Here is a 24,821-nt window from a genome sequence, read left to right on the forward strand (position 1 = left end):
AAAGTAGTTATCGGACGTTGATAAATCATTAGGACTACTTTTCATTCACTAGAAAATAAGGTAAAATGAAAAAGAATTATTTTTTACAAAGGAGAACGTTAATGACAGAGCAATTACCAAACTGCCCTGAATGTGGGTCGGCATATGCCTATGAAGATCGCGGATTATTTATTTGTCCAGAATGCGGTCATGAATGGTCACCAACAGAAGAAGTTGCAGAAGAAGGCTTAGTAGTCAAGGATTCAAATGGCAATCTTTTAGCGGATGGTGACAGTGTTACTGTAATTAAAGATTTGAAAGTTAAAGGTGCCAGTGGCGCAATTAAACAAGGCACAAAAGTGAAAAACATTCGTTTAGTGGAAGGTGATCATAACATCGACTGTAAGGTAGATGGCTTTGGTCCAATGAAGTTAAAATCAGAGTTTGTTAAGAAAAATTAAATTTCATTTGAATGATGAGACAGTAAGAGTCTAGGACACAACCATCGTCCTAGACTCTTACTAATGTTTATCGGTCTTGTATTTTATCATTGTACGAAGGCCGTGCCAAGCGTTGTAAAGTGTGAGGATTAACCCGATACCTAAAGGAATCCATAACCATTGCGGAGAATAAGCGGCATCTTTTAACGTTTCAGGGTTGATGGTCCATGATTCTTGCAATACTTGGAAACTAAAAACCATGAGAAATGTTGAAATAAGTAACAAAATAAACCGTAAATAATGAATCGTTGTTTGACGGTGAATCAGTGCAAAGAGTAAGTAGAGCACAAGTAAAAATAGCGGCACTCCAAACGCAAAATATGGCTGTAACATGAGAACGTCCTCCTTTTTCTTAATGATACTGCAAAGAAGAGGATTTGCAAAATAAAATTTATTGTTGGTACATTTTTCTAGAAACAAGTATAGTGTTATTGAGGCATTCATACTTGAAATTGTTTATCTTGGAGGGATTTTTATGGCAGTATATAGCGAACCAATTAAATGGGCAATCATTATTTTCCCGTTTCTAGCATTTTTTATTTCTGGGGCATTATTAATCTATGAATACCGCAAATATGGTTCATTTGTTTGGACACGAGCAATGATTTTGTATTCATTTGTTTTTTATTTATTATGTGCCTATTTCTTGGTGATTTTACCTTTGCCATCTCGGGCAGAAGTGGCTCAATACACAGGACCAACAATGGAACTGCGGCCTTTTCATTTTATTTCAGGGATTTTAAACGAAACTGTTTTTTCGCTCAAAGATCCTAGTACGTATTTGCCAGCATTAAAACAGCATGCCGTTTTAGAACCACTGTTTAATGTTTTATTAGTTTTACCTTTTGGTGTGTATTTACGGTATTATTTCAAATGTTCATTTTTAAAAACAGTTCTTGCGAGTTTTTTATTGTCATTATTTTTTGAATTAACACAGTTATCTGGCCTTTATTTTATTTATCCACGTTCGTATCGCCTGGCGGATGTCAATGATTTAATTAATAATACCGTCGGAGGCATGGTCGGTTATTGGTTGACGCCACTCTTTACCTTTTTATTGCCAACAAGAGAAGAAATTGATGCCACCTCTTATGAAAAAGGGCAGACAGTTAGCCTGTTAAGACGTTTCTTTGCATGGGGGATTGATTGGTTGGTGATTGGCTTTGTGCAAGGCCTGCTCGTTTTTGGACTAAATTTCATTCCAGCTTATAAAAATTGGGCAACCAATTATCCGATTTTTTCAGATCGGATGTGGTTCTTTATCATGGTTTTTGCGGTCTTTATCATCATGATGAAACTGACAAATGGTCAAACGTTAGGGAAAAAAGTTGTTCGCATTCGGGTGGTTGAAACAGGACATGAAAAAATTCGTTTAAAAGCCTTGTTTGTTCGCTACGGTTATTTGTATTTTGTGTATGGTTTAATTAGTATTTATCTAGCTAATGCCACTGATTTATTGAATTCTTCTAATCGGATGTTGCAAATGGTGTCACTGCTTCTGTATTTATTCTGTTTAATTTTATATTTACTATTTTTGATCAACGTTTTGTTAACCTTGATTCGTAAAAAACGGCGTTTGTTTTATGAAAAAGCCAGCCATACTTATACAGTCAGTACATTAGAAGTTGCGAAAACAAAGGAATCAGCAGGTGAGTAAAAGTTGTTTTTGTGTTATAATGCCAAAGTGCATAAAGAATTTAACGAGAAGAGGTGAGGCAAGTGCCTTCATTTAAACAATTTCAATTTCAACCTTTTATCAACGAAGCACTCGCAGAAAAAGGGTTTGAAGAACCAACAGAAGTCCAAGAAAAATTAATCCCAATCATTAAGAAAGGGAAAAGTGTCATTGGACAATCGCAAACAGGAAGTGGAAAGACGCATACTTTTTTACTTCCATTAATGGATAAAGTTAAGCCAACTATCGACGAAGTACAAATTGTGATTACTGCGCCTAGTCGTGAATTAGCCAATCAAATTTATCAAGAAGCGCAGCAACTGGCTCGTTTCAGTCAACCAGAAATTCGCGTATCAAATTTTGTTGGCGGAACAGATAAACAACGTCAATTAACTAAATTAAAGCATCAGCAACCTCATGTGGTGATTGGTACACCAGGGCGGATTTTAGATATGATGAATGAACAAGCTTTGAAAGTGCATACAGCTTTTGCCTTTGTTGTCGATGAAGCAGACATGACATTAGATATGGGCTTTTTAGCAGAAGTCGATCAAATTGCCGGTCGTTTGCCAGAAAAATTACAAATGCTCGTTTTTTCTGCAACCATTCCAGAAAAATTACGACCATTTTTAAAAAAATATTTAGAAAATCCAGTGATTGAACACATCAAACCAAAAGCAGTTATTTCAGAAACAATTGACAATTGGTTGATTTCCACCAAAGGAAAAAACAGCAATCAAATAATTTATCAATTATTGACTATCGGGCATCCTTATTTAGCGATTGTTTTTGCAAATACTAAACAAAGAGTTGATGAAATCACCGATTACTTAAAAGATCAAGGCCTAAAAGTTGCCAAAATTCATGGAGACATTACACCACGCGAAAGAAAACGTGTGATGCGTCAAGTTCAAAATCTTGACTACCAATATGTGGTAGCTACTGATTTAGCCGCACGTGGGATTGATATTGAAGGGGTCTCACATGTCATCAATGCAGAAGTTCCACATGAATTGGATTTCTTTATCCATCGGGTTGGTCGCACAGGGCGTAATGGATTGAATGGGACTGCCATAACATTATATTCACCAGCAGATGATGAAGCGATTACTCAGATTGAGCAGTTAGGTGTTTCTTTCAAACCAAAAGAAATTAAAAATGGTGAGATTGTAGAGACATATGATCGCAATCGTCGAACAAAACGAGAAAAATCTCGAGAAGAATTAGACCCAACGTTAATTGGTTTAGTGAAAAAGAAAAAGAAAAAAATTAAACCAGGATACAAGAAAAAAATTAATTGGGCAATTGAAGACAGCAATAAGAAAAAACGTAAAATTGAACGTCGTCAAAAAGATCGTTCTGCTAGAAAAGCAAAAAAGAATTCTTCTAACTAACAATGTTGTGGATTATTTAAAGTAAGGGGCTAGAATCGTAAAGATTCTAGCCCCTTACTTTTTTATATGATAAATATTTAAGTCACTTTTAAAATAACTCTTTTTTTAAAGTGACTATTGCTAAAAGTAGAGAAATTTACCAATTAATTGTAAAGAATTTTGTCAAAAACATCAAAATGTTGGTGTTTAGAACTAACATTTTGATGTTTTCTCAAGAAAAAAATGATAAAATTACAGATTTTTTGGCATGTTTTAGCAAAAAGTAGGAAGTTTCGGCCTTTTTTTTGTAAAAAAATCGGCTTTATTAGTTGATATTAAAGGAAATTCATTTTTTTTTACGGAGGATAAAAAAGTTTTACACACAAAAAAAATCATTTTCTAATATAATATAAATAACCACCAAAATAAAGAATAAAGGAGCGAAGAGAGATGAAGATAAAAAGGTGTTTATTAACCAATCGATGGAGAAAACACGCGATTTGGTAACGTATTTTGATTGGTGCGTTTAGTTATTGGTAGCAGAAAGAGTTCTAGGAGGAAAGAAGAAATGAGAAGGATTTTGGTATTAACAAAGAACATTTTAGTTGAGCAAACATTTCAGCAGCAATTACAACATTTAAATTATGAAGTCTTTTGTACGAACTGCTGTGAAGAAACTATAGAACATGAGTTAACTTTTTTTAATTATTTTGATGCAATTGTATTAAGCGAAACACTTTCTCAGAACGATTGCTTGAGATTATTAGGAAGTCTTTCATCGTTAGAGAAGCCGATTTATCGACGTTCACAATCGATGTGTAATAAACGTGAAGCAGAGATTTGGCAGGAAAGAGGTATTATCCGGTGGTTAGGCCTCAAAGATTCATTGGAAGATATTCGTGAAAAAATTGACACTGTCGATCAAAGTTTTGCCGAAGTAACAGCCGAGCTACTTGATGACCAAGTAAAAAAGATTCGCTTTACAAAAAACGAGCAACGCTTTTTAAAAATCTTGTATCAGCATGCCCACGAAGGGTTGGATCGTGATCAAATTTGTCGCTTGCTTTGGCAGAAAGAACCAGATGCTTCTACAAAATCGCAGCTGTCTTTCGTATGTAAACGAGTGAAACAAAAATTTAGTGATGCAGGTATGAACGAAGAGATTATTACAACCTCTTGGGGAAAAGGGTATCAAATAAATGAACAAATTTTGCCTTATTTAGAGCAAACGTTATTTGAAACAGCTCAGTAAGGAAAGATTCCTACGAAAACAATTGACTTTTTAGCAGATCTTTCTTATACTTTTGACTATAAGCTAAAGGATATGAGGAATCTTATTTTGATCACAGAAAGCCGTTCATTGCTGAGAGAAGGGCATCAGATAAATTTACTTGCTCCCTTTAGATGGACTTGATAGAAATATCAACGCGACTCTGCGTTATAGAGCTTAAGAGGTAATGATCCAACATCATTGCAATCAAGGTGGTACCGCGAGCAATCGTCCTTGACTGCAATGGTGTTTTTTGTGTTCACAATCTGCCACTTAAGAGGGTACAAAATATAAATAGTTAATTATTAATAGAAAGTAGGAAAATCAATGAAAGAATTAACAAGTAGTCAAGTTCGCCAAATGTATTTAGACTTCTTTAAGTCTAAAGGACATTCAGTAGAACCAAGCGCTTCTTTAGTACCAGTAAACGATCCAACATTATTATGGATTAACTCTGGTGTTGCAACCTTGAAAAAATATTTTGATGGCTCTGTTGTGCCAGAAAATCCAAGAATTACGAATGCTCAAAAATCTATTCGTACAAATGATATTGAGAATGTTGGGAAAACGGCTCGTCATCATACAATGTTTGAAATGTTAGGGAACTTCTCAATTGGAGATTATTTTAAAAATGAAGCGATTCACTGGGCTTGGGAATTCTTAACTGGTGCTGAATGGCTTGCTTTTGACCCAGAAAAATTATATGTGACTGTTTATCCGAAAGATACAGAAGCAAAACGCATTTGGCGTGATGAAGTTGGTTTATCTGAAGACCATATTATTGATGTAGAAGATAACTTCTGGGATATCGGTGCTGGTCCAAGTGGTCCGGATACGGAAATCTTTTATGATCGCGGCGAAGAATTTTTAGATATTCCAGAAGATGATCCAGAAAATTATCCTGGTGGCGAAAATGAACGCTATTTAGAAATTTGGAACTTAGTGTTCTCTGAATTTAACCATACACCAGAAGATACGTATGAACCATTACCACATAAAAACATTGATACGGGCATGGGCTTGGAACGTGTTGTATCTATTATTCAAGATGCACCAACAAATTTTGAAACTGATTTATTTATGCCAATCATTCATGCGGTAGAAGCTTTAGGTACCAACGTAAAATATGGAGATGCACCACAAACGGATGTTTCCTTTAAAGTGATTGCTGACCATATTCGTGCCTTATCCTTTGCAATTGGTGATGGTGCGCTTCCTTCAAATGAAGGTCGTGGCTATGTGTTACGTCGTTTATTACGTCGTGCGGTAATGCACGGGAAAAAATTAGGCATTAATGAAGCCTTTTTATACAAATTAGTGCCTGTTGTTGGCGAAATCATGGTAAGTTACTATCCAGAAGTATTACAACAAAAAGATTTCATCGAAAAAGTGGTTCGGACAGAAGAAGAACGTTTCCATGAAACCATCAATGAAGGTTTAAGCATGTTAAATGAGGTTATTAAAGAAGTTAAATATGCAAAAGGCGATACATTAGATGGAAAAATTATCTTCAAACTTTATGATACTTTTGGCTTCCCGGTAGAATTAACGGAAGAAGTTGCGGAAGATGAAGGCTTGAAAGTCGATCATGCTGGGTTTGAAACAGAAATGGAAGCACAGCGTGAACGTGCTCGTTCTGCCCGCAGTAAAGAAACTTCAATGGGTGTTCAATCTGCTTTATTAACAGATATTAAAGTAGAAAGTAAATTTGTTGGCTATACAGAATTAACACATAATAGTGAATTATTTGTTATTATTCAAGGTGACGCACTAGTAAATGAAGCATCTGCAGGAACAGCCGAATTAATTTTTGCTGAAACACCATTTTATGCTGAAATGGGTGGACAAATTGCTGACCGCGGCTATGTAAAAAATACCGCAGGGGAAGTCGTTGCCAACGTGGTGGATGTGAAAAAAGCACCAAATGGTCAATTTTTACACAAAGTAGAAGTTTTGGCGCCATTAGCTGAAGGCCAAATTTATCAATTGCAAGTGGACGAACGGATGCGGACACGTATTTTGAAAAACCATACGGCAACCCATTTATTGCATCGTGCTTTAAAAGATGTGTTAGGGGAGCATGCCAACCAAGCAGGCTCATTAGTTGCACCAGGACATCTACGTTTTGACTTTACTCACTTTGGGCAAGTTACATCAGAAGAACTAGCGCGGATGGAAGCCATCGTTAACGAAAAAATCTGGGAAGCTATTCCTGTTGTCACAATTGAAACAGATATTGATACAGCGAAAAACATGGGCGCAATGGCGTTATTTGGCGAAAAATATGGCAAAGAAGTCCGTGTAGTTAATATTGGGGATTACTCTATCGAATTATGTGGTGGAACACACGTTGCTAATACAGAAGATATCGGGATTTTCAAAATTGTTTCTGAATCTGGGATTGGTGCAGGAGTACGCCGTATTGAAGCAGTGACGAGTAAAGAAGCGTATCAACTTTTACAAGAAGAAGAACGTCAATTGAAAGAGATTGCTACACTAGTTAAATCACCTCAATTAAAAGAAGTGGTTACGAAAACAGAGCAATTGCAACAACAATTACGTGATCTACAAAAAGAAAACGAACAATTGGCTGGCAAATTAGCGAACCAACAAGCTGGTGACATTTTTAAAGATGTCAAAGACGTCAACGGTGTTCGTTATATTGCCGCTCAAGTCAATGTTAAAGACATGAATCAATTACGCCAATTGGCTGACCAATGGAAACAAAAAGAATTGTCTGATGTACTAGTTCTAGCAACTGCACAAGATGAAAAAGTAAGCTTGTTAGCGGCTATGACAAAAGACATGAACGGAAAAGGCTTAAAAGCCGGTGACTTAATCAAAGCAATTGCGCCAAAAGTTGGCGGTGGCGGCGGTGGTCGTCCTGATATGGCTCAAGCTGGTGGGAAAAATCCAGCAGGGATTGCGGATGCCTTAGCAGAAGTTGAAAACTGGTTGGCAAATGCCTAATTAAAAATGTTTTCCCTATTATTAATATAAGGAGAATGCTCTTTATAGCAATAATGACAGCCCTCTTCAAAGTTATGAAATTGATTTTGAAGGGGGTTCTTTTTTATAAGTGATTACGGAGAGAAAACAGTAGATTGCACGAATGTGTAAGTTTTCATCTTCAATTGACAATGGTATAATAAGCAACGGAGGAATCAAAAATATGAATGAAAATCAATTATCAAAACGTCTCGCAACGGTTGGTGATTTAATCCCTAGAGGAAGTCGCTTAGCAGACATTGGTTCAGACCATGCTTATTTACCAGTTGCTTTAATGTTAGAAAATAAACTGTCTTTTGCTGTGGCTGGGGAAGTGGTAGAAGGCCCTTATCAATCTGCCAAAACCCAAGTCAGTAAATCCAATTTGACGGATAAAATTATCGTACGTTTAGCGAACGGGCTAGATGCAATTGAACCTGAAGATCAAATAGACGTCATTAGTATTTGTGGAATGGGCGGCACATTAATCCGAGATATTTTAGAAGCTGGACGCAAAAAAAATCGTTTAACAGGGAAGGAACGCCTTGTTTTACAACCGAATATTGGTGAACCAACTTTACGCCGCTGGTTAATGGCAAATGACTACAGTATTATTGATGAAACAATCGTGGAAGAAAACCGTAAGTTGTATGAAATTATCGTAGCCGAAAAAACAGAGCAATCCGTTTCTTATACGGACCGAGAATTACTATTTGGGCCAGTTTTAATTAAAAAACAAGGACCGGTTTTTACCAAAAAATGGCATCGAGAATTAAAACAGCGCAAAACTGTTCTTGCACAACTAGCAAAAGCAAGTGGAGAACATATTGAAAAACAAGTAAAACTACAGCAAGACCAACAATTAATTGAGGAGGTGCTGGCCAATGGCTGTGAACGGTAAGACATTGATTCGACGCTTCAATGACTATTGTCCCGAATGGTTAGCAGAAACGGGAGATCCTGTGGGCTTGCACATTGGTATGTTAGATAAACCAATTGAAAATGTGATGGTTACCTTAGATGTTCGTCCTGAGGTCGTTGCAGAAGCAATTGAGAAGCAGGTTGATTTAATTATTGCGAAACACCCACCTATTTTCCGCCCAGTTAAGCGATTAACCACAGATAATTTTCAAGAAAAAATGTACGCTGATTTATTAAAACACGATATTGCTGTTTATGCAGCGCATACTAACATGGATATTATTGACAATGGGCTAAATGATTGGTTTTGTGAATTATTGGGAATTAAACAGACCACCTTTTTAACTAAAACACATACTGTTCCTTATAAAAAATTAGCCGTTTTTGTGCCAGTTGATGAAGCTCCGCAAATGAGAGAAGCTTTAGGTCTAGCTGGCGCTGGAGCTCAAGGTGATTATTCTAAAACAAGTTACTCTTTAATTGGAACAGGACGTTTTACACCAACACAAGGAGCAAATCCCACGATTGGCGAAATTGGTCAAGAAAGTGTCGTCCAAGAAGCAAAAATCGAAGTGATTTTCCCTGAAACTAAGCAGGAACAAGTTCTTGCAGCTATGTTACAAGCGCATCCTTATGAAGAACCGGCGTATGATGTTTATACCATTGAAAATCAATCAAAAGAATTTGGTTTAGGTCGGGTTGGAGTATTAGACAAGCCTGTGAGACTCTCTGATTTTGTACAGCAAGTCAAGGAAGCTTTCCAATTGGATGGCTTGCGGGTCATTGCAAAAGATGACACTAAAATGATTCAACGGGTAGCCATTTGTGGTGGAAGTGGTGAAAAATTCTATCATGATGCATTACGTAAACAAGCCGATGTCTATATTACTGGTGATGTGTATTATCATACGGCACATGACATGATTGCTGAAGATTTACCAGTCATCGATCCTGGTCATTACATTGAAGCGCTTTGTAAGCCAAAACTTGTGGAATTAATGAATCAATGGAAACAAGAAAATGAGTGGGCTGTATCCATTTTTGAATCAGAAGCGAATACCAACCCATTTCGTTTTAAATAAAAAAATGAAGATTAAAGGAGTGTTCTTTTATGTATGAAAATTTATTACCTCGTTTTTTACGCTATGTGAAAACAGAAACACGCTCAGATGCAACAAGCACAACGACACCATCAACACAAACACAAGTAGCCTTTGCACAAACCTTAAAAAAAGAATTAGAAGAATTAGGGATGAGCGATGTTATTTATAACGAAACAAATGGTTTTGTGATTGCTACGTTACCTAGTAACGTGGAGAAAGACGTTCGTTCAATCGGCTTTATTGCCCATATGGATACGGCTGATTTTAATGCAGTGAATGTTTCTCCGCAAATTGTTGAGAACTATGACGGAGAATCAACGATTCCTTTAGATAAAGAAGGCAAATTCACTTTAAATACGAAAGACTTTCCTAACTTAAAAAATTATCGTGGTGAAACACTTATCACAACCGATGGTACCACTTTATTAGGAGCTGATGATAAATCAGGTATTGCGGAAATAATGACAGCCATGGAATATTTAATTAATCACCCAGAAATTAAACATGGCACCATTCGTGTGGCTTTCGGTCCTGACGAAGAAATTGGTGTAGGTGCCGACAAATTTGATGTCGCTCAATTTAACGTGGATTTTGCTTATACAATGGATGGCGGACCAGTAGGTGAATTACAATTTGAAACGTTTAATGCGGCGCAAGCAGAAATTACAATTCAAGGGAAAAACGTTCATCCAGGAACAGCAAAAAATACAATGATTAATGCGTTACAATTAGGAATTGATTTCCATAATGCCTTACCTGCTGACGAAGTTCCAGAAAAAACAGCAGGTGAAGAAGGCTTTTATCATTTAGCAGCGTTTGTTGGAACGCCAGAAGAAGCTACAATGACGTATATTATTCGCGATCACAATCGCGAGATTTTTGAAGCACGTAAAGCTAAAATTAAAGAAATTCAGCAAACATTGAATGCACCATTTGATGAAGAACGAATCAAAGTTGATTTATTTGATCAATACTATAATATGCGAGAAGTGATTGAAAAAGATATGTCCATTGTCGAAATTGCTAAACAAGCAATGGAAGAATTGTCAATTCTTCCAATTATTGAACCTGTTCGCGGTGGAACGGATGGCTCAAAAATTTCTTATTTAGGGATTCCAACACCAAATATCTTTGCTGGTGGCGAAAATATGCATGGCCGTTTTGAATTTGTTTCATTACAAGCCATGGAAAAAGCGACCAATGTGATTATTAAAATTGCTGAATTAAATGCAAAATAAATGAGGCACTCAATAGGAAAGTAAGAAAACGGGCAACCGAGAACTTACTTTCCTGTTGTAGTTTCATGAGTCGTTGAAAATTTTTTTGCAATTAGAATCAGAACAAGGTATCCTAGTACAGTAACTAGTTAGGAGGCCAGAAAGAATGCTTCAGTGGATAGTAATCATTTATTTCCTCGTCATTAATTTAGTATTGTTTAGTATGATGGGTTATGATAAAAAACAAGCAAAACGTGGGAACTGGCGTATTCCAGAACGCCGCTTATTGACGATAGGACTTGTCGGTGGCGGTCTAGGTGGGCTAATGGGACAAAAGAAATTTCATCATAAAACCCAAAAACCAGTTTTTGCATTGTGTTATTCAATTGGCGTAATCGCGATGATTAGTTGCATCTATCTAACGTTTAAGTAAGAACAAAAAAGGAGAAGCGATGAAAGGAAAAGTAAAAATTGGCTTAAATATGTTGTTAATGATTATCGTTTTAGGCGTAATCTTTTATGTCATGGATAATTCATTAAGTGATATTTTTGCTCAACTGATGGAAACGAGTTGGCTGGTGCTGATTGCTGTTATTTTTTTTGGAGTAGTTTATCAATTTGCAGAAGGGCGCTCAATCAAGGAAATAGCTCGTTATTTTAACAAAGACTTTACAACAGTGGATGGTTTTTTTACTTCTTGTTATGTAGCATTTTATCGGATTATTTCATTTGGCACGGGAACCTTGCTTTCAGAAATTTATTTTTATAAGAAAAAGGGAATTCCTGTTTCTAAAAGTGTGGGGATAACGGCATTACATATGATTATGTACAAAGCAGCCGTGATTTTTTTAGCAATTATTGGTTTGATTATTCAATTTTCCCTGTTTTATGAAAATGCGCCTAAGATGATTCCGTTCATTTTAGCAGGTGTTATTTTAACATTAGTAATAATTGCAGCATTACTTATTTTATCTAGTAGCTTAAAGTTGCAAGTTTTATTGGTTAAGTTTGCCAATCGTTGGTTTAAACGACCAAAACTAAGAGATTGGGTGGATAATTGTAATTTACAAATCTATTCCTTGCGGGCAGCTGTCCAAACAATTACACAAGATCGCTCAGCGTTGCTTCGAATCTTTTCATGGAATGTATTTAAATTATTATTTTGGTACATTATTCCTTACATTGTTTTAGTAGAAAATCACCCGAATATTGATTTATTATTAGTGATGTCCTTTACCAGTTTTGCTGTTATTCTTTCAGGAGTTATTCCGACACCTGCTGGCATTGGTCCATTTGAATTTGTTTACTTATTGTTGTTTAAACCATTGGTCGGCAATGTTGATGCTGTAGCATCTGTTTTACTGTATCGATTTGGTAGCTTTGTGTTACCCTTTTTGATTGGCTTGGTTTATGTCGCCATTGAGAAACGAAAATCATTACGCATTGAGATTGAAGAAATAAAACGTCAAACAGATGAATAAGATAGAACGAGAAAAAGAGCGACTCTTTTTCTCGTTCTTTTTTTTTAAAAGGAATTGACTTGTACGAGGGATGTCTTATAATAGACTTAATACATGACTAAAAAATATTTTTTTGAACTAATAAAAATTATGGTAAAGGGGTGGCGAAAATTATTGCTGATTGTACAGCAGTGCTGTTATGCGGCGGGAAAAGTTCACGGATGGGATTTGATAAAGCATTATTGAAAATTCAAGGCCAATACGTGATCTTGCAAACAGCTGAAAAGTTAATGGAACTGTTCGAAGAGGTTATTTTAGTAACGAATGATAGTCAAAAATTTCCTAAGGCGTTTAGAAAATGCACAATCATTCAAGATATGTATCTTGGAAAGGGGCCATTAGGTGGGATTGTGACAGCAATGAACTATACTCAGAAAGCTGAAGTGTTTGTAATTGCCTGTGATATACCAACTTTTTCTCCTAAACTTGTGTATCAGTTAGCCTCTAAGCGTGGACAAAATCAAATAACAATCTTTGACTTTGAAGGTCGTCAAGAACCATTATTTGGCTTTTATCGATGTTCTTGTTTACCAACATTTCAAAAACAGCTTGCGCAAAATAACTATCAGGTTCGCCAAGAATTTGAGCGTCTATCTGTAAAAACGGTGCAACTATCAAAAGAGAATCAACTTAAAAATGTCAATCGAAAAGAAGAATTGTCTCAGTGGTATCGATAAAAAGGAGGAATCGTAATGGATTTTTTCAGTAGTGAAGAAATAGTTGCAAGCTTAGGTGATAAGGCAAAAATGAAAGGGGAATTATCGTTTGTTCGACTCTGTATTTTAGGCATCATGGCTGGTTTTTGTATTGCACTGGGTTACTTGGCGTTTATTCGTATCACTGGAACTGCCCCCACAGAATGGGGAAGTTTTAACAACTTTCTGGGTGGAGCTTTATTTCCAGTTGGATTGATAGCGCTTACTTTTGTTGGTGGTGAGTTAGCAACAGGCAATATGATGGTAATGACATTAGGCGTATTACAGAAAAAGGTTCGAGTGGGCGCTCTTTGTTATAACTGGCTAGTTGTTTTATTGACCAATTGTCTAGGCGGATTTCTTGTGGCGTATTTATTTGGCCATATTGTTGGGTTAACTGAAGGTGCGTTTCTGGATAAAACAGTCGCAGTTGCTCAGGCGAAAATTGCTGATCCACCGCTAGTTGCTTTTGTTTCAGGGATTGGCTGTAATATTTTTGTTTGTTTAGCGGTTTATCTCGGAGCGTTGGCAAAATCATATTTAGGTAAAATGTTTGGCTTATGGTTTCCTGTCATGGTTTTCGTTGTTTGTGGGTTTCAACACGTGGTCGCCAATGCGTTTATTATTCCAGCGGCAATTTTTTCACAAAGTACCACAATCAGTTGGTGGGATTATTTGCAGAATACATTATGGGTATTTTTAGGCAATGCAGTAGGTGGCAGTCTTTTTATGGCCGTACCATTGATCTTTATGACAAAACCAGCAACTGTCAAACCAAGAGTTGAGAAAACGATTCAGACGGAGGAGCTCTATGGCAATTGAGATACCAAACATGATTCAAATTGGTTCTACTGGTCGGAATAGTGGCAAAACGACATTAGCCGAAGCCCTTATTAAACAGTACCAAGAAGTCTATCCAATTTATGGCTTGAAGATTATTACGATTAGTGGTCAACGAGGGGTGTGTCAACGAGGCACAAAAGGATGCGGAATTTGTACCAGTATTACAGCTGGTTATGAATTAGTAGAAGAGCAAGAGACGATTGGCAATAAAGATACCATGAAATTATTAGCTGCAGGCTGTCAAAAAGTTTTTCTATTGAAAGTTTTTCAAGAAAATTTGGCGGAAGCCATTCAGCAATTTCTGAAAGCTGTGCCGGCCCAAGCATTAATCATTTGTGAATCAAATTCATTACGTAATGTTGTGCAGCCAGGACTATTTCTTATGATGAATAACCAGAATCGCCAAAAAGAATCAGCAAAAAAAGTCATAGATAAAGCCGATTTTTGTTTACTATCTGCTGAAATACCAAAAGAATTGCGTATCTATTATCAAGGAGAACAACTTCAAGTTTCACTAAAAAGGGGGAATAAAAAGGAATGTGTGCATTAAGCTTAATTGAAAAAGAAGCGATTATTCTAGAAAACGATGCTGATCCACAACGAATTTTAAATATTTTAATTGAATTACAATTTGCTTCAGAAGAAGGGTATATCGATCAGGAGACAGCTCAATTAGTTGCAGAGCATCTACATTTAACGGAAGCGCGAGTCTATGAAATCGTCAGTTTTTATGCCATTTTAAAGACGGAACCGCAAGCGAAGTATGTCTTGAAGATTTGTAACAGCACACCGTGTCATTATACTGGTGGGGCGATGGTTGCCGAAGTTTTAGAAACCATTTTAGAAGTGCCAGAGAATCAGCCGACACCAGATGGCTTATTTATGTATCACAGTATTCCTTGTATCGGGGCTTGTGATTTAGGTCCAGTAATTAAAATTAAGGACACCGTTTTTAGTCAACTAACAGAAGAGAAAATTTATCAATTAATTCAACATTTACAAAATGATTGCTATGAAGGACTGTAGGAGGTGAGTCAATGCTTAAGAGAAACCAACCAATGTTATTAGAGAGAATGGGAAAAATGCAATCTGCGACCGATGTTGCTGAATATTGTAAATACGATGGATTTGATGGTTTAAAAAGAGCAATTTCACTATCGGATGAAGAAATTTTAAACGAACTGGATGTTGCTCACTTAAGAGGTCGCGGTGGAGCAGCCTATCCTTTAGGAAAAAAATGGCGCCATCTTTATCATGCAAAAGGAACCACAAAGTACATTGTTTGTAATGCTGATGAAGGCGAACCAGGGACCTTTAAGGATAAAGTACTTTTATCTGAAGATCCATTGAGTGTGATTGAAGGAATGATCATTGCTGGCTATTTATTTTCAGCAAAAGCAGGTTATATTTATATGCGAGGAGAATATCGCAGAATCCAAAAAACATTTCAAGAAGCACTGGATAATGCACGACAAGCTGGCTTTTTAGGGGAAAACATTTTAGGAATTGAAGGATTCAATTATGATATTACGATTATTTCTGGTGCTGGCGCCTATATTTGTGGGGAAAATTCAGCACTTTTAAATTCAATTGAAGGAAAAACGGGGCGGCCGCGTGTCAAACCACCACACTTAGCAGATGTTGGCTTATATTTGCAACCAACATTAGTGAATAATGTTGAATCATTTGCAAGTGTTCCTGTAATTTTACGAGAAGGTGGACAAGCCTTTTTAGAGATGGGTACTGCCGATGGTGGCGGAACAAAGCTAATTTGTTTGTCTGGACATATTAAAAATCGGGGCTTATACGAGGTCAACCTTGGAACACCATTAGAAGAAATAATTTATGGCGAGCAATACGGCGGAGGCTCTGCAACTGGTCGAGCATTGAAATTTATTCACTTCGGTGGACAATCCGGTCCAATTGGTGCTGTCGCAACGTTAAGGGATTGTTTGTATTCCTACGAAGATTTATGGGCCCATGACTTATCTGTCGGCTCTGGTGCAATTGTAGTAATGGATGATTCAGTCAATGTTGTGGACTATTTAGTACACGTGGCGGCCTTTTTTGCTCATGAGTCCTGTGGTAAATGCACCCCTTGTCGATTGGGAACAACTAGGATTTTGGAATTATTGAGTAAATTCAATCGGAAAGAGGCAACAGCTAGTGATTTGCCACGATTGGAAAAGATGCTCACGCATGTCACGCGATTATCAGCTTGTGGTTTGGGCCAATCCGTCGCAACTTCAATGAAGAGTGCATTGGCTTTGTTTCCAGAAGAATTTGAAACGACTGCTGAAACAGAAATCTATGCCACCAGCAAAGGAGGTTGGTAAAAATGAAAACAAAGTTGCATACGCAAACAGTTACGTTGTCTATTGATAACCAAGAAGTAACTGTGCCTAAAGGGACTACTATTCTCGAAGCAGCGAAAACGCTAGGTGTTGAAATTCCAACGCTCTGTCATTTAAAGGAATTAGCACCTGATGGTTCTTGTCGGATGTGCGTGGTTGAGGTGGAAGGCGGCCGACGTGGTGGCTTAACAACTGCTTGTACGGCACATTGTCAAGAGGACATGGTTGTGTCAACACATTCTGAAAAAGTTGCTGATTCCAGACGTTTTATTCTTGATTTATTATTGAGTAATCATAAATTAGAATGTTTTTCTTGTGGAAAAAACGGGGATTGTCAATTACAACAGTATGCGCTAGATTATGGGATTGATGCCACTAGCTTTACCGAGGGGAAAAGAATGCCTTGCCACCAAGAAGATACCAGTAATCCATTTTTCTCTTATGATCCAGAAAAGTGTATCATGTGTCGTCGTTGTGCCCGTGTCTGTCAATTGCGGCAGGGAAGAGATGTACTTAGTATTGCTAATCGTGGCTTTGAAACAAAAATGATGCCAAGTTATGGGCATCCGTTTGATCAATCTATCTGTGAATCATGTGGCAATTGTGTCTCTTCCTGTCCTACAGGTGCGTTAACAGCAAAAGATACGAAAGAGTACCGCAAATGGGAAACCCAGAAAATCCCTACAACTTGTCCGCATTGTGGGACAGGCTGTCAGATGAATTTACTCGTTAAAAATAATCGTTTGGTGGGTGTTGAACCCCTGGATGGACCAGCTAATAAAAATTTACTTTGTGTGAAAGGAAAATTTGCTTCATATAAATTTGTTGGGTCAGGAGATCGCTTAACGGAGCCATTAATTAAACGGAATGGCATTTTTGAACCTGCTTCTTGGGAAGAAGCCTTAGCGCTTGTTTCGTTAAAATTTAACGAAATTAAAGCAGAAAACGGCGCGGATGCTCTTGCTGGTTTTTCGTGCTCTAGAGCAACAAATGAAGATAATTATGTCTTTCAAAAAATGGTGCGTGCTGCTTTTGGTACCAATAATGTTGATAACTGTGCCCGTGTTTGTCATTCGGCTTCGGTCCATGGTTTAGCCCAAACCTTAGGATCTGGTGCGATGACCAATCCTATTGCTGATATCACTGAAGATGTCGACATGATTTTATTAGTAGGTTCCAATCCAGAGGAAGCTCATCCAGTTATTGGTGCGCAAATTCGCCAAGCCATCCAAAGAGGAACGCAAGTTGTTGTTGTTGATCCGCGGAAAATTAACTTAGTGAAGGATAGTGCACTGCATTTACAAGTTCAGGCGGGAACGAATGTCGCATTTGCTAATGGCATGATGCATGTGATTTTGAAAGAAGGTTTAGAAGATCGCCACTTTATTGAAGAACGGACAGAAGGATTTTCAGATTTAGAAAAAATGGTGGCTGATTATACGCCGGAAAAAGTCGCAGAAATTTGTCATATTCATCCAGAAGATTTAATTCAAGCAGCACGCATGTATGCAAAAGCAGAGAAAGCACCAATCATTTATTGTTTAGGCGTAACGGAACATTCGACAGGAACTGAGGGTGTTATGAGTATGTCTAATTTGGCAATGTTGGTTGGTAAAGTTGGAAAACCTGGCTGTGGTGTCAATCCTTTGCGAGGTCAAAATAATGTTCAAGGTGCCTGTGATATGGGCTGTATGCCTTATGATTTCCCAGGCTATCAAAAAGTCAATAATCCAGAAGTAATCGACAAATTTGAAAAAGCTTGGCATGTGCCGTTAAATCGCAACACCGGTTTAACTTCTACTAAAGTCTTACCAGCAGCAACGGCAGGAAACGTCAAAGGCCTTTATATTTTTGGAGAAGATCCAATTGTTACGGATCCAGACACAGGACATGTTCGCCAAGCTTTAGAAAGTTTAGACTTTTTAGTCGTTCAAGAATTATTTATGACAGAAACGGCTGCTTATGCAGATGTCGTTTTGCCTGGCATTAGTTATGCAGAAAAAGACGGGACATTTACAAATACAGAACGGCGCGTGCAAAGAGTCCGTAAAGCTGTTGAACCAAGGGGACAAGCGCGAGAAGACTATGAAATTTTTTGTGAAGTCATGACACGGATGGGCTATCCTTGTGCGTATGAATCTGCAAAAGAAATTATGGAAGAAATTTCAGCTGTGACGCCTTCGTTTGGTGGAATTAATTATGAACGATTAGAGAAGGAGAGCTTACAATGGCCTTGTCGTAGCTTGACAGATCCAGGCACGCCGATTATGCATGTGGGCAGTTTTGCTCGTGGGAAAGGTTTATTTAAAGCAATTCCGTATAAGCAAGCACAAGAATTACCAGATGAAGAGTACCCGTATTTAATGTCGACAGGCCGAATGCTTTACCATTACAATACTCGAGCAATGACAGGACGAACGGAAGGGATTAACCAAATAGCGAATCACTCTTATATTGAGATAAATGCAGTCGATGCACAAGCTCTGGGAATCCAAGAAGGTGACAAAGTTGAAGTTCATTCTCGACGTGGCAAAATTGAAACCTATGCGGCTGTCGGAAATCGAGTATTTCCGCAAGAAGTCTTTATGACATTCCACTTTCCAGATGGGAATGTTAACGAAATCACCAATGCTGTATTTGATGATATCGCCACAATTCCTGAATATAAAGTTTGTGCCGTTGCGATTAAACCAGTGAATAAATAAAAAAGGATGGTTAAAACATGATCGAGTTGGAAGAAGCACGAGAGAAAATGACCCAACATATGAAGAGTCAATGTGAAACAGAAGAAGTGGCGCTGCTTGATTCCTTGGGGCGGATTAGCGGAGAAACCATTTTTGCAGAGACAGCGATTCCTCATTTTCCTCGTGCCGGGATGGATGGGTATGCCGTTCGTGCAGTAGAAACACGAGGTGCGACTGCTGAAAGCCCAAGTTGTTTAAAAGTCGTCGGTTCTTTAGTGGCAGGGGATTCCATGTTTTATTGTAATCAGACGAATAACTGTGCGATTAAAATAACAACAGGTGCTTTTATTCCAACCGATTTTGATGCTGTAGTGCCACAAGAATGGACGGATTTTGGGCAAGACCATGTTAAAATTTTTCGCTCTGTCACTGCGGGCCAAAACTATGCGGAAATTGGTGAAGATATTGCTTTTCAGCAAAAAATTTTAGCAAAACATCAACAGATTAATAGTCGCATGATTGGTTTGTTGGCAATGCAAGGGATTGATAAAGTTGTTGTTTTGAAGCGCATGAAGGTGGGAATTTTAGCGACCGGTAGTGAGTTAGTTTCTTTGGAAGAACCACTGTCAGTTGGGAAAATTTATAATAGTAATCTCTACATGTTAGCAGCTTTTGTCAAAGCGAGTGGTAATGAAGTAATCCACCTAGACCATTGTTCAGATGACCCTGAAGAATTAGCGAATAGGCTGATTGAGATTTCACCAAAACTTGATGTATTAATTACTTGTGGTGGTGTTTCGGTAGGTGAAAAGGACAATTTACCTTTAGCGATTAAACGTATCGGAGGAACAGAGTTGTTTCATTTTGTAAATATGAAACCTGGAACCCCAGTTATGGCAAGTCAATTTCAAGAAACACTCATTTTAAGCGTTTCAGGCAATCCGTTTGCTGCAATGGTTAATTTACATCTTTTTTACTGGACATTATTAGCTACTTTTTTTAATTGTGTCGAGTTAAATCTCAAGGAACGAACAGTAATTTTAGCGCATGAATTAGCCCCTAGTAGACTACGTCGATTTTACCGAGCGAAAGAAATAGATGGCACAGTAAATTTAGTGACAAAAAGTCATCTTTCATCCAATTTATCAAATACTTTAGAAACAAATTGCCTGCTAGAACAACCAGCTGGTGTACTACTCAAAAAAGGCGCGCTTGTAAAAGTCTATTATTGGCAAACTTGATGACAACCTGACCTAAGATTAGTATGAAAGTAAGCCATCAGTCGAGTCGACTGGTGGCTTATTGCTTATCAAGTTTTAAGACTTAGACAAAAGTCTGGTCAGGCTAAGCGAAGCACGTAATTTTTGTCGCTTAACGTTTTTTTACTTCGATTTATCGCTAAAAAAAATTGTGGATGCCAGATTGTTTTTTTGATGCAAGAGTGATACACTTGAAAAAGAAGTATTGTGTAAACGTTAACAAATGTCAAATGTGAGGTGGAGAAATGGTTCAAAGTAAGGAATTTACGCACTTGAATACACAAGGAGAAGTGCATATGGTTGATATTTCGGAAAAAAATAACACTGAAAGAACAGCCCTCGCTTATGGAGAAATTCACATGTTGGAAGCGACAGCAGAAGCGATCCAGACCCAAATGATTAAAAAAGGTGAAGTATTACAGGTAGCAAGAGTCGCTGGGATTACCGCCGCAAAACGAACGTTTGAATGGATTCCTTTGTGTCATTTGGTTGCTTTGACAAAGTGTGAAATTCAGTTTAATTGGCGCAATCAAACTTGTTTAGAAGTACGTTGCTTTACAAAAACAGTGGGTTCAACTGGCGTTGAAATGGAAGCGCTAACAGGTGCGCAGGCAGCACTCTTAACAGTTTATGACATGTGTAAAGCAATTGATCGAGGAATGACAATGACAAACATTGGTTTATTAGAGAAAAATGGTGGACGCAGTGGTCATTTCATTCGTTCTTCAATTAAATCAAAGGAAAGTGATGAGTGAACAGCATGAAAGATGCATTTAACCGTGAAATTGATTATGTTCGTTTGTCTTTAACAGATCGTTGTGACTTACGTTGCACGTATTGCATGCCAGCAACAGGTCTTTGCTTTTTAAAAAAAGAGCAGCTTCTAACAGATGATGATATTATTTTTTTATTGAGGATATTAGCGAAAGAAGGCATCAAAAAAGTTAAATTAACAGGTGGTGAACCGCTTGTTAGACCGAATTTACTCTCTTTAATTAAAAGGATAAAGCAAATATCAGGCATCGAAAAAGTAACCCTAACAACTAATGGTATGAAGTTAGCTCGTGAGGCTCAAGGGTTAAAAGAGGCGGGCTTGGACGGCATTAATATTAGCTTAGACACTTTGGATCCAGAAGAATTTCGAGAAATAACAAGAGTTGGTCAGTTAAGGAATGTTCTGGCGGGCTTAGAACAAGCGATTGATGTGGGACTACCTAATATCAAGATTAATACTGTAGCTAGGAAAGAGCTAAGTGAAGCAACAATTGTAGAACTGGCTGAAATCGCTAAGAAAGAGACTGTGCATCTTCGTTTCATTGAAATGATGCCAATTGGATTAGGGAAGGCGCATCCAGGTAAGCAACAAGAAGAAGTAGAAGCCATTTTAACCAAACATTATGGAACGTTGCAACCATACCAAAAACCATTGGGCAATGGCCCTGCTAGTTATTACGCCTTAAAAGATTTTAAAGGAAAAATAGGTTTTATTAGTGCATTAGGGCATTGTTTTTGCGAGACGTGCAATCGAATCCGAATTACTGCAGACGGCCATTTAAAAACGTGCCTGCATTCTGCAGACGGCTACTCGTTAAAGGAAGCTTTAGCTAAGGAACAAACAGCAGAATTGTTAGGGATTATCAAGAGTGGTATTGCCTGTAAGCCTGAAAAACATCTTTTCTTGGAACAACAAGGAGAACAACGATTTATGTCACAAATAGGAGGGTAAGTATGAAAACAGGAGAAATTATTGCAATAAATATTAGCCCACGAAGAGGCACACAGAAAAAGGAAATTCCTGAAGTCAACTTAATTAAAGGCTTTGGATTAGAAAATGATGCGCACGGCGGTAATTGGCATCGACAAGTCAGTTTGTTATCTTTTGAAGAAATAACGGCTTTCAATGAAAAAGGAGCTCGGGTTGGCAATGGTGCTTTTGGGGAAAACATAATCGTCTCAGGGATTGATTTACGTCAATTACCTGTTGGAACGAAAATGAAAATAGGCGATTCCGAATTGGTGGTTACTCAAATTGGGAAAGAGTGCCATAAACACTGTCAGATTTACGCGCGAGTGGGCGATTGCATCATGCCTAGAGAAGGAATCTTTGCAGTCGTTGTGACAGAAGGTCATATTAAAAAAGGAGACCAGTTAGACGTTGTTTAAAGTGGGAATTGTAACATTAAGTGATCGTTGCTTTCAAGGGCTTGCTGTCGACCAATCGGGTCCCTTGATTCGTGAACAGTTACCTGGGCTCTACCAGGTAACCAAACAAACCATTTTACCAGATGAAGAAAATCAATTAGTAGAGCTATTGCAAGAGTGGTCTAAGACCTGTGATTTGATTTTAACGACAGGCGGCACAGGGTTGAGTGAACGGGATCGGACCCCAGAAGCTACCTTACGTGTAGCAGAGCGAATCATTCCTGGGATCAGTGAGGGCTTGCGTCAACTTAGCTTGGAAAAAACACCATTTGCTATGTTAAGTCGAGGCGTTTCTGTTCAAAGAGGACGCACGCTCATTGTTAATTTGCCTGGTAGCCCGAAAAGTGTAACAGAACATTTGCATTTTTTGTTGCCTGTTTTGCCCCACGCTTTGGATTTAATCACAAATAAAAAAATCATACATGATGAGGAATAAACCATGAAAACAATTCGAACAGAAGAGGCAGTTGGCCTTCCGTTGAGTCATGATATTACGCGAATTGACTATGGGAAGACCAAGGAAGTGTGTTTTAAAAAAGGACATATAGTTGTTCAAGAAGATATTCCAATTCTTTTATCATTAGGGAAAAAACATCTGTTTGTTTCCTTGGATCCAGCAGAAATACATGAAGAAGAGGCAGCGACATTTTTGTATAACCTGTTAACAGATGACTCATGTCAGCCGAGTGAAGTCCATGAAGGAAAAATTGTTGCTAAAGCTAGCACGAGAGGTCTTTTAAAAGTCAATCGAGAAAAATTAATTGCTTTAAATGAAATTGAAGGTCTCGCCTTGTCAACTAAAGTTACCAATATAGAAGTTCAGAAAGATGAAAAAGTTGCAGCCTTCCGAGTGATTCCACTAACAATTTCTAAAAGCCAATTAGAAAAGGCACGCCAGCTCAGCGCGTCTGAGCCACTAATCTCTGTGAAACCTTTCAAAAAAATACGGGTCGGGATTGTAACTACTGGCAGTGAAGTTTACACAGGATTGGTTGAGGATGCTTTTTACCCTGTGTTAAAAGCCAAGTTCTCCGCGTATCCTTTAGTTACGATTGTCAAGCAAGAAATTGTCGATGATCAGCCGCAAAAAATTACTGTTGCGATCAAAAAGATGTTAGCACAAGGGCTTGATCTGATTGTTTGTACAGGTGGTATGAGTGTAGATCCTGATGACTTGACACCGTTAGCAATTAAGCAGACAGGTGCTGAAATCGTAACCCATGGGACACCAGTCTTACCAGGCTCAATGTTTTTGCTGGCTTATAAAGGAGAGCAAACGATCATTGGCTTACCAGGTGGTGTTTTATTTTCAGAAAAAACGGTTTTTGATTTGTTGTTACCAAGATTAATGGCCAAAGAAGTGATAAAAAAATCTGAAATTATTGACTTGAGTTATGGCGGGTATTTATAAAAGAAAAGAGGCGTTCAAATGTCTAAACAAAAAAAGGCTGTGTTCTTGCTTAGTTTATTCAGTTTAGTTGCCCTAATTGCTGCATGTACAAATCAGCCGCAAAAAGAAACAGTTTCAACAAAAAAAGAAGAAATAACCTTTGCGGCAGCAGCTAGCTTAGAATCAGTCATGGAGAAGAAAATTATTCCAGCCTTTGAAAAAGAGCATCCAGATATTCAGGTAACTGGAACCTATGATAGTTCTGGAAAATTACAGATGCAAATTGAAAAAGGCCTAAAAGCCGATGTATTTTTCTCGGCCTCGACAAAACAAATGAATGCATTGGTTGCAGAAAAACTAATTAGTAAGAAAAGTGTCGTTCCTTTATTGGAAAACCAGCTCGTTCTAATCGTACCTAATCAAGATCAAGCAAAGTGGCATGATTTTTCTGATTTAAAAAAGGCCCAAATGATAGCAATTGGTGATCCTGCGAGTGTTCCAGCTGGTCAATATGCCGAAGAAGGCTTAAAAGCTTTAGGTGCTTGGTCCTATGTAGAAAAACACGCAAGCTTTGGCACGAATGTAACAGAAGTCCTTGAATGGGTAGCTAATGCAAGTGCAGAAGCTGGCTTAGTTTATGCGACAGATGCAGCAACCAATTCAAAAGTAGCGATTGTTGCGGCCATGCCTGAAGCTGCTTTGAAAAAGCCAATCATCTATCCAGTTGGTAAAGTTGCCGCCTCTAAGAAACAAAAATCAGCGGATGCTTTTTTAAATTTTTTACAGAGTCAACAATGCAGAAAATATTTTGAAAATATTGGCTTTAAGTTAACAAAGTAGGTGGGAAA

General features: G+C 37.9%; 24 protein-coding genes. 23 read left to right on the forward strand and 1 reads right to left on the reverse strand.

All coding sequences use genetic code 11. The features are described from left to right. Positions 1-101 precede the first annotated feature (101 nt). On the forward strand, positions 102-440 hold the full coding sequence (locus IGK70_RS06350; RefSeq protein WP_002357741.1) for a zinc ribbon domain-containing protein YjdM: 339 nt from the start codon (positions 102-104) through the stop codon (positions 438-440). Between the two features lie 60 nt (positions 441-500). On the opposite strand, the gene IGK70_RS06355 is transcribed toward IGK70_RS06350, so the two are convergent. After that, a complete protein-coding gene (locus IGK70_RS06355) occupies positions 501-899 on the reverse strand; it encodes a hypothetical protein (RefSeq protein WP_025187065.1) in 399 nt (132 codons plus the stop codon). Between the two features lie 55 nt (positions 900-954). Between IGK70_RS06355 and IGK70_RS06360 the strand changes: the two genes are divergently transcribed. The 22 genes from IGK70_RS06360 (at position 955) to modA (ending at position 24,813) form a co-directional block, all read left to right on the forward strand. After that, complete coding sequence (locus IGK70_RS06360) at positions 955-2,136, forward strand: VanZ family protein (protein WP_010712400.1); 1,182 nt, start codon at positions 955-957, stop codon at positions 2,134-2,136. A gap of 53 nt (positions 2,137-2,189) precedes the next feature. After that, positions 2,190-3,548 carry a DEAD/DEAH box helicase gene (locus IGK70_RS06365; RefSeq protein ID WP_002419772.1) on the forward strand — a complete coding sequence of 453 codons (1,359 nt, stop codon included), beginning with the start codon at positions 2,190-2,192 and terminating at the stop codon, positions 3,546-3,548. 547 nt (positions 3,549-4,095) lie between these two features. Beyond that, a complete protein-coding gene (locus IGK70_RS06370; RefSeq protein WP_002381934.1) occupies positions 4,096-4,779 on the forward strand; it encodes a helix-turn-helix domain-containing protein in 684 nt (227 codons plus the stop codon). A 345-nt stretch (positions 4,780-5,124) separates the two neighbouring features. After that, on the forward strand, positions 5,125-7,767 hold the full coding sequence (gene alaS / locus IGK70_RS06375; protein WP_104855417.1) for an alanine--tRNA ligase: 2,643 nt from the start codon (positions 5,125-5,127) through the stop codon (positions 7,765-7,767). A gap of 202 nt (positions 7,768-7,969) precedes the next feature. Then, the gene (locus tag IGK70_RS06380) at positions 7,970-8,686 is read left to right on the forward strand and encodes a tRNA (adenine(22)-N(1))-methyltransferase (protein ID WP_104855418.1); all 717 of its coding nucleotides are present in this window, start codon (positions 7,970-7,972) and stop codon (positions 8,684-8,686) included. Then, a complete protein-coding gene (locus IGK70_RS06385; protein WP_104855419.1) occupies positions 8,670-9,788 on the forward strand; it encodes a Nif3-like dinuclear metal center hexameric protein in 1,119 nt (372 codons plus the stop codon). The genes IGK70_RS06380 and IGK70_RS06385 overlap by 17 nt, the downstream gene beginning before the upstream one ends. Before the next feature lie 29 nt (positions 9,789-9,817). Beyond that, the gene (gene pepT / locus IGK70_RS06390) at positions 9,818-11,047 is read left to right on the forward strand and encodes a peptidase T (protein ID WP_220421797.1); all 1,230 of its coding nucleotides are present in this window, start codon (positions 9,818-9,820) and stop codon (positions 11,045-11,047) included. 145 nt (positions 11,048-11,192) lie between these two features. Continuing rightward, entirely contained in the window at positions 11,193-11,459 is a 267-nt protein-coding gene (locus IGK70_RS06395) for a DUF1294 domain-containing protein (RefSeq protein WP_002360427.1), read from the forward strand. A 19-nt stretch (positions 11,460-11,478) separates the two neighbouring features. Further along, positions 11,479-12,507: a lysylphosphatidylglycerol synthase transmembrane domain-containing protein gene (locus IGK70_RS06400; RefSeq protein ID WP_002360426.1), complete on the forward strand. Its 1,029-nt coding sequence runs from the start codon at positions 11,479-11,481 to the stop codon at positions 12,505-12,507. A 140-nt stretch (positions 12,508-12,647) separates the two neighbouring features. Continuing rightward, positions 12,648-13,223 (forward strand): molybdenum cofactor guanylyltransferase, encoded by a 576-nt coding sequence (gene mobA / locus IGK70_RS06405; RefSeq protein ID WP_002380243.1) that lies wholly within the window; start codon positions 12,648-12,650, stop codon positions 13,221-13,223. Positions 13,224-13,238: 15 nt separating this feature from the next. Further along, on the forward strand, positions 13,239-14,063 hold the full coding sequence (locus IGK70_RS06410) for a formate/nitrite transporter family protein (RefSeq protein WP_002380244.1): 825 nt from the start codon (positions 13,239-13,241) through the stop codon (positions 14,061-14,063). Then, on the forward strand, positions 14,053-14,634 hold the full coding sequence (locus IGK70_RS06415) for a hypothetical protein (RefSeq protein WP_002357724.1): 582 nt from the start codon (positions 14,053-14,055) through the stop codon (positions 14,632-14,634). Before IGK70_RS06410 ends, IGK70_RS06415 begins: the two co-directional genes overlap by 11 nt. After that, on the forward strand, positions 14,622-15,110 hold the full coding sequence (locus tag IGK70_RS06420; protein WP_002357722.1) for an NADH-quinone oxidoreductase subunit NuoE family protein: 489 nt from the start codon (positions 14,622-14,624) through the stop codon (positions 15,108-15,110). The genes IGK70_RS06415 and IGK70_RS06420 overlap by 13 nt, the downstream gene beginning before the upstream one ends. Before the next feature lie 11 nt (positions 15,111-15,121). Next, positions 15,122-16,420 carry a complex I 51 kDa subunit family protein gene (locus IGK70_RS06425; protein WP_162783009.1) on the forward strand — a complete coding sequence of 433 codons (1,299 nt, stop codon included), beginning with the start codon at positions 15,122-15,124 and terminating at the stop codon, positions 16,418-16,420. 2 nt (positions 16,421-16,422) lie between these two features. Further along, positions 16,423-19,143, forward strand: coding sequence for a formate dehydrogenase subunit alpha (fdhF, locus tag IGK70_RS06430; protein ID WP_104874308.1), 2,721 nt, complete (start codon positions 16,423-16,425; stop codon positions 19,141-19,143). A gap of 17 nt (positions 19,144-19,160) precedes the next feature. Next, positions 19,161-20,363, forward strand: coding sequence for a molybdopterin molybdotransferase MoeA (locus IGK70_RS06435; protein WP_104855421.1), 1,203 nt, complete (start codon positions 19,161-19,163; stop codon positions 20,361-20,363). Between the two features lie 263 nt (positions 20,364-20,626). Beyond that, entirely contained in the window at positions 20,627-21,136 is a 510-nt protein-coding gene (gene moaC, locus IGK70_RS06440; RefSeq protein WP_104855422.1) for a cyclic pyranopterin monophosphate synthase MoaC, read from the forward strand. Further along, a complete protein-coding gene (gene moaA, locus IGK70_RS06445) occupies positions 21,133-22,107 on the forward strand; it encodes a GTP 3',8-cyclase MoaA (protein ID WP_104855423.1) in 975 nt (324 codons plus the stop codon). The genes moaC and moaA overlap by 4 nt, the downstream gene beginning before the upstream one ends. Before the next feature lie 2 nt (positions 22,108-22,109). After that, positions 22,110-22,544, forward strand: a complete 435-nt coding sequence (locus IGK70_RS06450; protein WP_002357714.1) for an MOSC domain-containing protein — start codon at positions 22,110-22,112, stop codon at positions 22,542-22,544. Further along, positions 22,537-23,019: a MogA/MoaB family molybdenum cofactor biosynthesis protein gene (locus IGK70_RS06455; RefSeq protein WP_104855424.1), complete on the forward strand. Its 483-nt coding sequence runs from the start codon at positions 22,537-22,539 to the stop codon at positions 23,017-23,019. The genes IGK70_RS06450 and IGK70_RS06455 overlap by 8 nt, the downstream gene beginning before the upstream one ends. 3 nt (positions 23,020-23,022) lie before the next feature. Beyond that, positions 23,023-23,994 (forward strand): molybdopterin-binding protein, encoded by a 972-nt coding sequence (locus IGK70_RS06460; RefSeq protein WP_104855425.1) that lies wholly within the window; start codon positions 23,023-23,025, stop codon positions 23,992-23,994. An 18-nt stretch (positions 23,995-24,012) separates the two neighbouring features. Then, the gene (modA, locus tag IGK70_RS06465) at positions 24,013-24,813 is read left to right on the forward strand and encodes a molybdate ABC transporter substrate-binding protein (protein ID WP_104874309.1); all 801 of its coding nucleotides are present in this window, start codon (positions 24,013-24,015) and stop codon (positions 24,811-24,813) included. Positions 24,814-24,821: the final 8 nt, after the last annotated feature.

Source organism: Enterococcus sp. DIV0358 (assembly GCF_051713465.1).
GTDB lineage: Bacteria > Bacillota > Bacilli > Lactobacillales > Enterococcaceae > Enterococcus > Enterococcus faecalis.

Coding starts and splice junctions, on each gene's coding strand:
- IGK70_RS06350 (WP_002357741.1), top strand. CDS start 102: ATGACAGAGCAATTACCAAACTGCCCTGAATGTGGGTCGGCATATGCC.
- IGK70_RS06360 (WP_010712400.1), top strand. CDS start 955: ATGGCAGTATATAGCGAACCAATTAAATGGGCAATCATTATTTTCCCG.
- IGK70_RS06370 (WP_002381934.1), top strand. CDS start 4,096: ATGAGAAGGATTTTGGTATTAACAAAGAACATTTTAGTTGAGCAAACA.
- alaS (WP_104855417.1), top strand. CDS start 5,125: ATGAAAGAATTAACAAGTAGTCAAGTTCGCCAAATGTATTTAGACTTC.
- IGK70_RS06380 (WP_104855418.1), top strand. CDS start 7,970: ATGAATGAAAATCAATTATCAAAACGTCTCGCAACGGTTGGTGATTTA.
- IGK70_RS06385 (WP_104855419.1), top strand. CDS start 8,670: ATGGCTGTGAACGGTAAGACATTGATTCGACGCTTCAATGACTATTGT.
- pepT (WP_220421797.1), top strand. CDS start 9,818: ATGTATGAAAATTTATTACCTCGTTTTTTACGCTATGTGAAAACAGAA.
- IGK70_RS06395 (WP_002360427.1), top strand. CDS start 11,193: ATGCTTCAGTGGATAGTAATCATTTATTTCCTCGTCATTAATTTAGTA.
- IGK70_RS06400 (WP_002360426.1), top strand. CDS start 11,479: ATGAAAGGAAAAGTAAAAATTGGCTTAAATATGTTGTTAATGATTATC.
- IGK70_RS06410 (WP_002380244.1), top strand. CDS start 13,239: ATGGATTTTTTCAGTAGTGAAGAAATAGTTGCAAGCTTAGGTGATAAG.
- IGK70_RS06415 (WP_002357724.1), top strand. CDS start 14,053: ATGGCAATTGAGATACCAAACATGATTCAAATTGGTTCTACTGGTCGG.
- IGK70_RS06420 (WP_002357722.1), top strand. CDS start 14,622: ATGTGTGCATTAAGCTTAATTGAAAAAGAAGCGATTATTCTAGAAAAC.
- IGK70_RS06425 (WP_162783009.1), top strand. CDS start 15,122: ATGCTTAAGAGAAACCAACCAATGTTATTAGAGAGAATGGGAAAAATG.
- fdhF (WP_104874308.1), top strand. CDS start 16,423: ATGAAAACAAAGTTGCATACGCAAACAGTTACGTTGTCTATTGATAAC.
- IGK70_RS06435 (WP_104855421.1), top strand. CDS start 19,161: ATGATCGAGTTGGAAGAAGCACGAGAGAAAATGACCCAACATATGAAG.
- moaC (WP_104855422.1), top strand. CDS start 20,627: ATGGTTCAAAGTAAGGAATTTACGCACTTGAATACACAAGGAGAAGTG.
- IGK70_RS06450 (WP_002357714.1), top strand. CDS start 22,110: ATGAAAACAGGAGAAATTATTGCAATAAATATTAGCCCACGAAGAGGC.
- IGK70_RS06460 (WP_104855425.1), top strand. CDS start 23,023: ATGAAAACAATTCGAACAGAAGAGGCAGTTGGCCTTCCGTTGAGTCAT.
- modA (WP_104874309.1), top strand. CDS start 24,013: ATGTCTAAACAAAAAAAGGCTGTGTTCTTGCTTAGTTTATTCAGTTTA.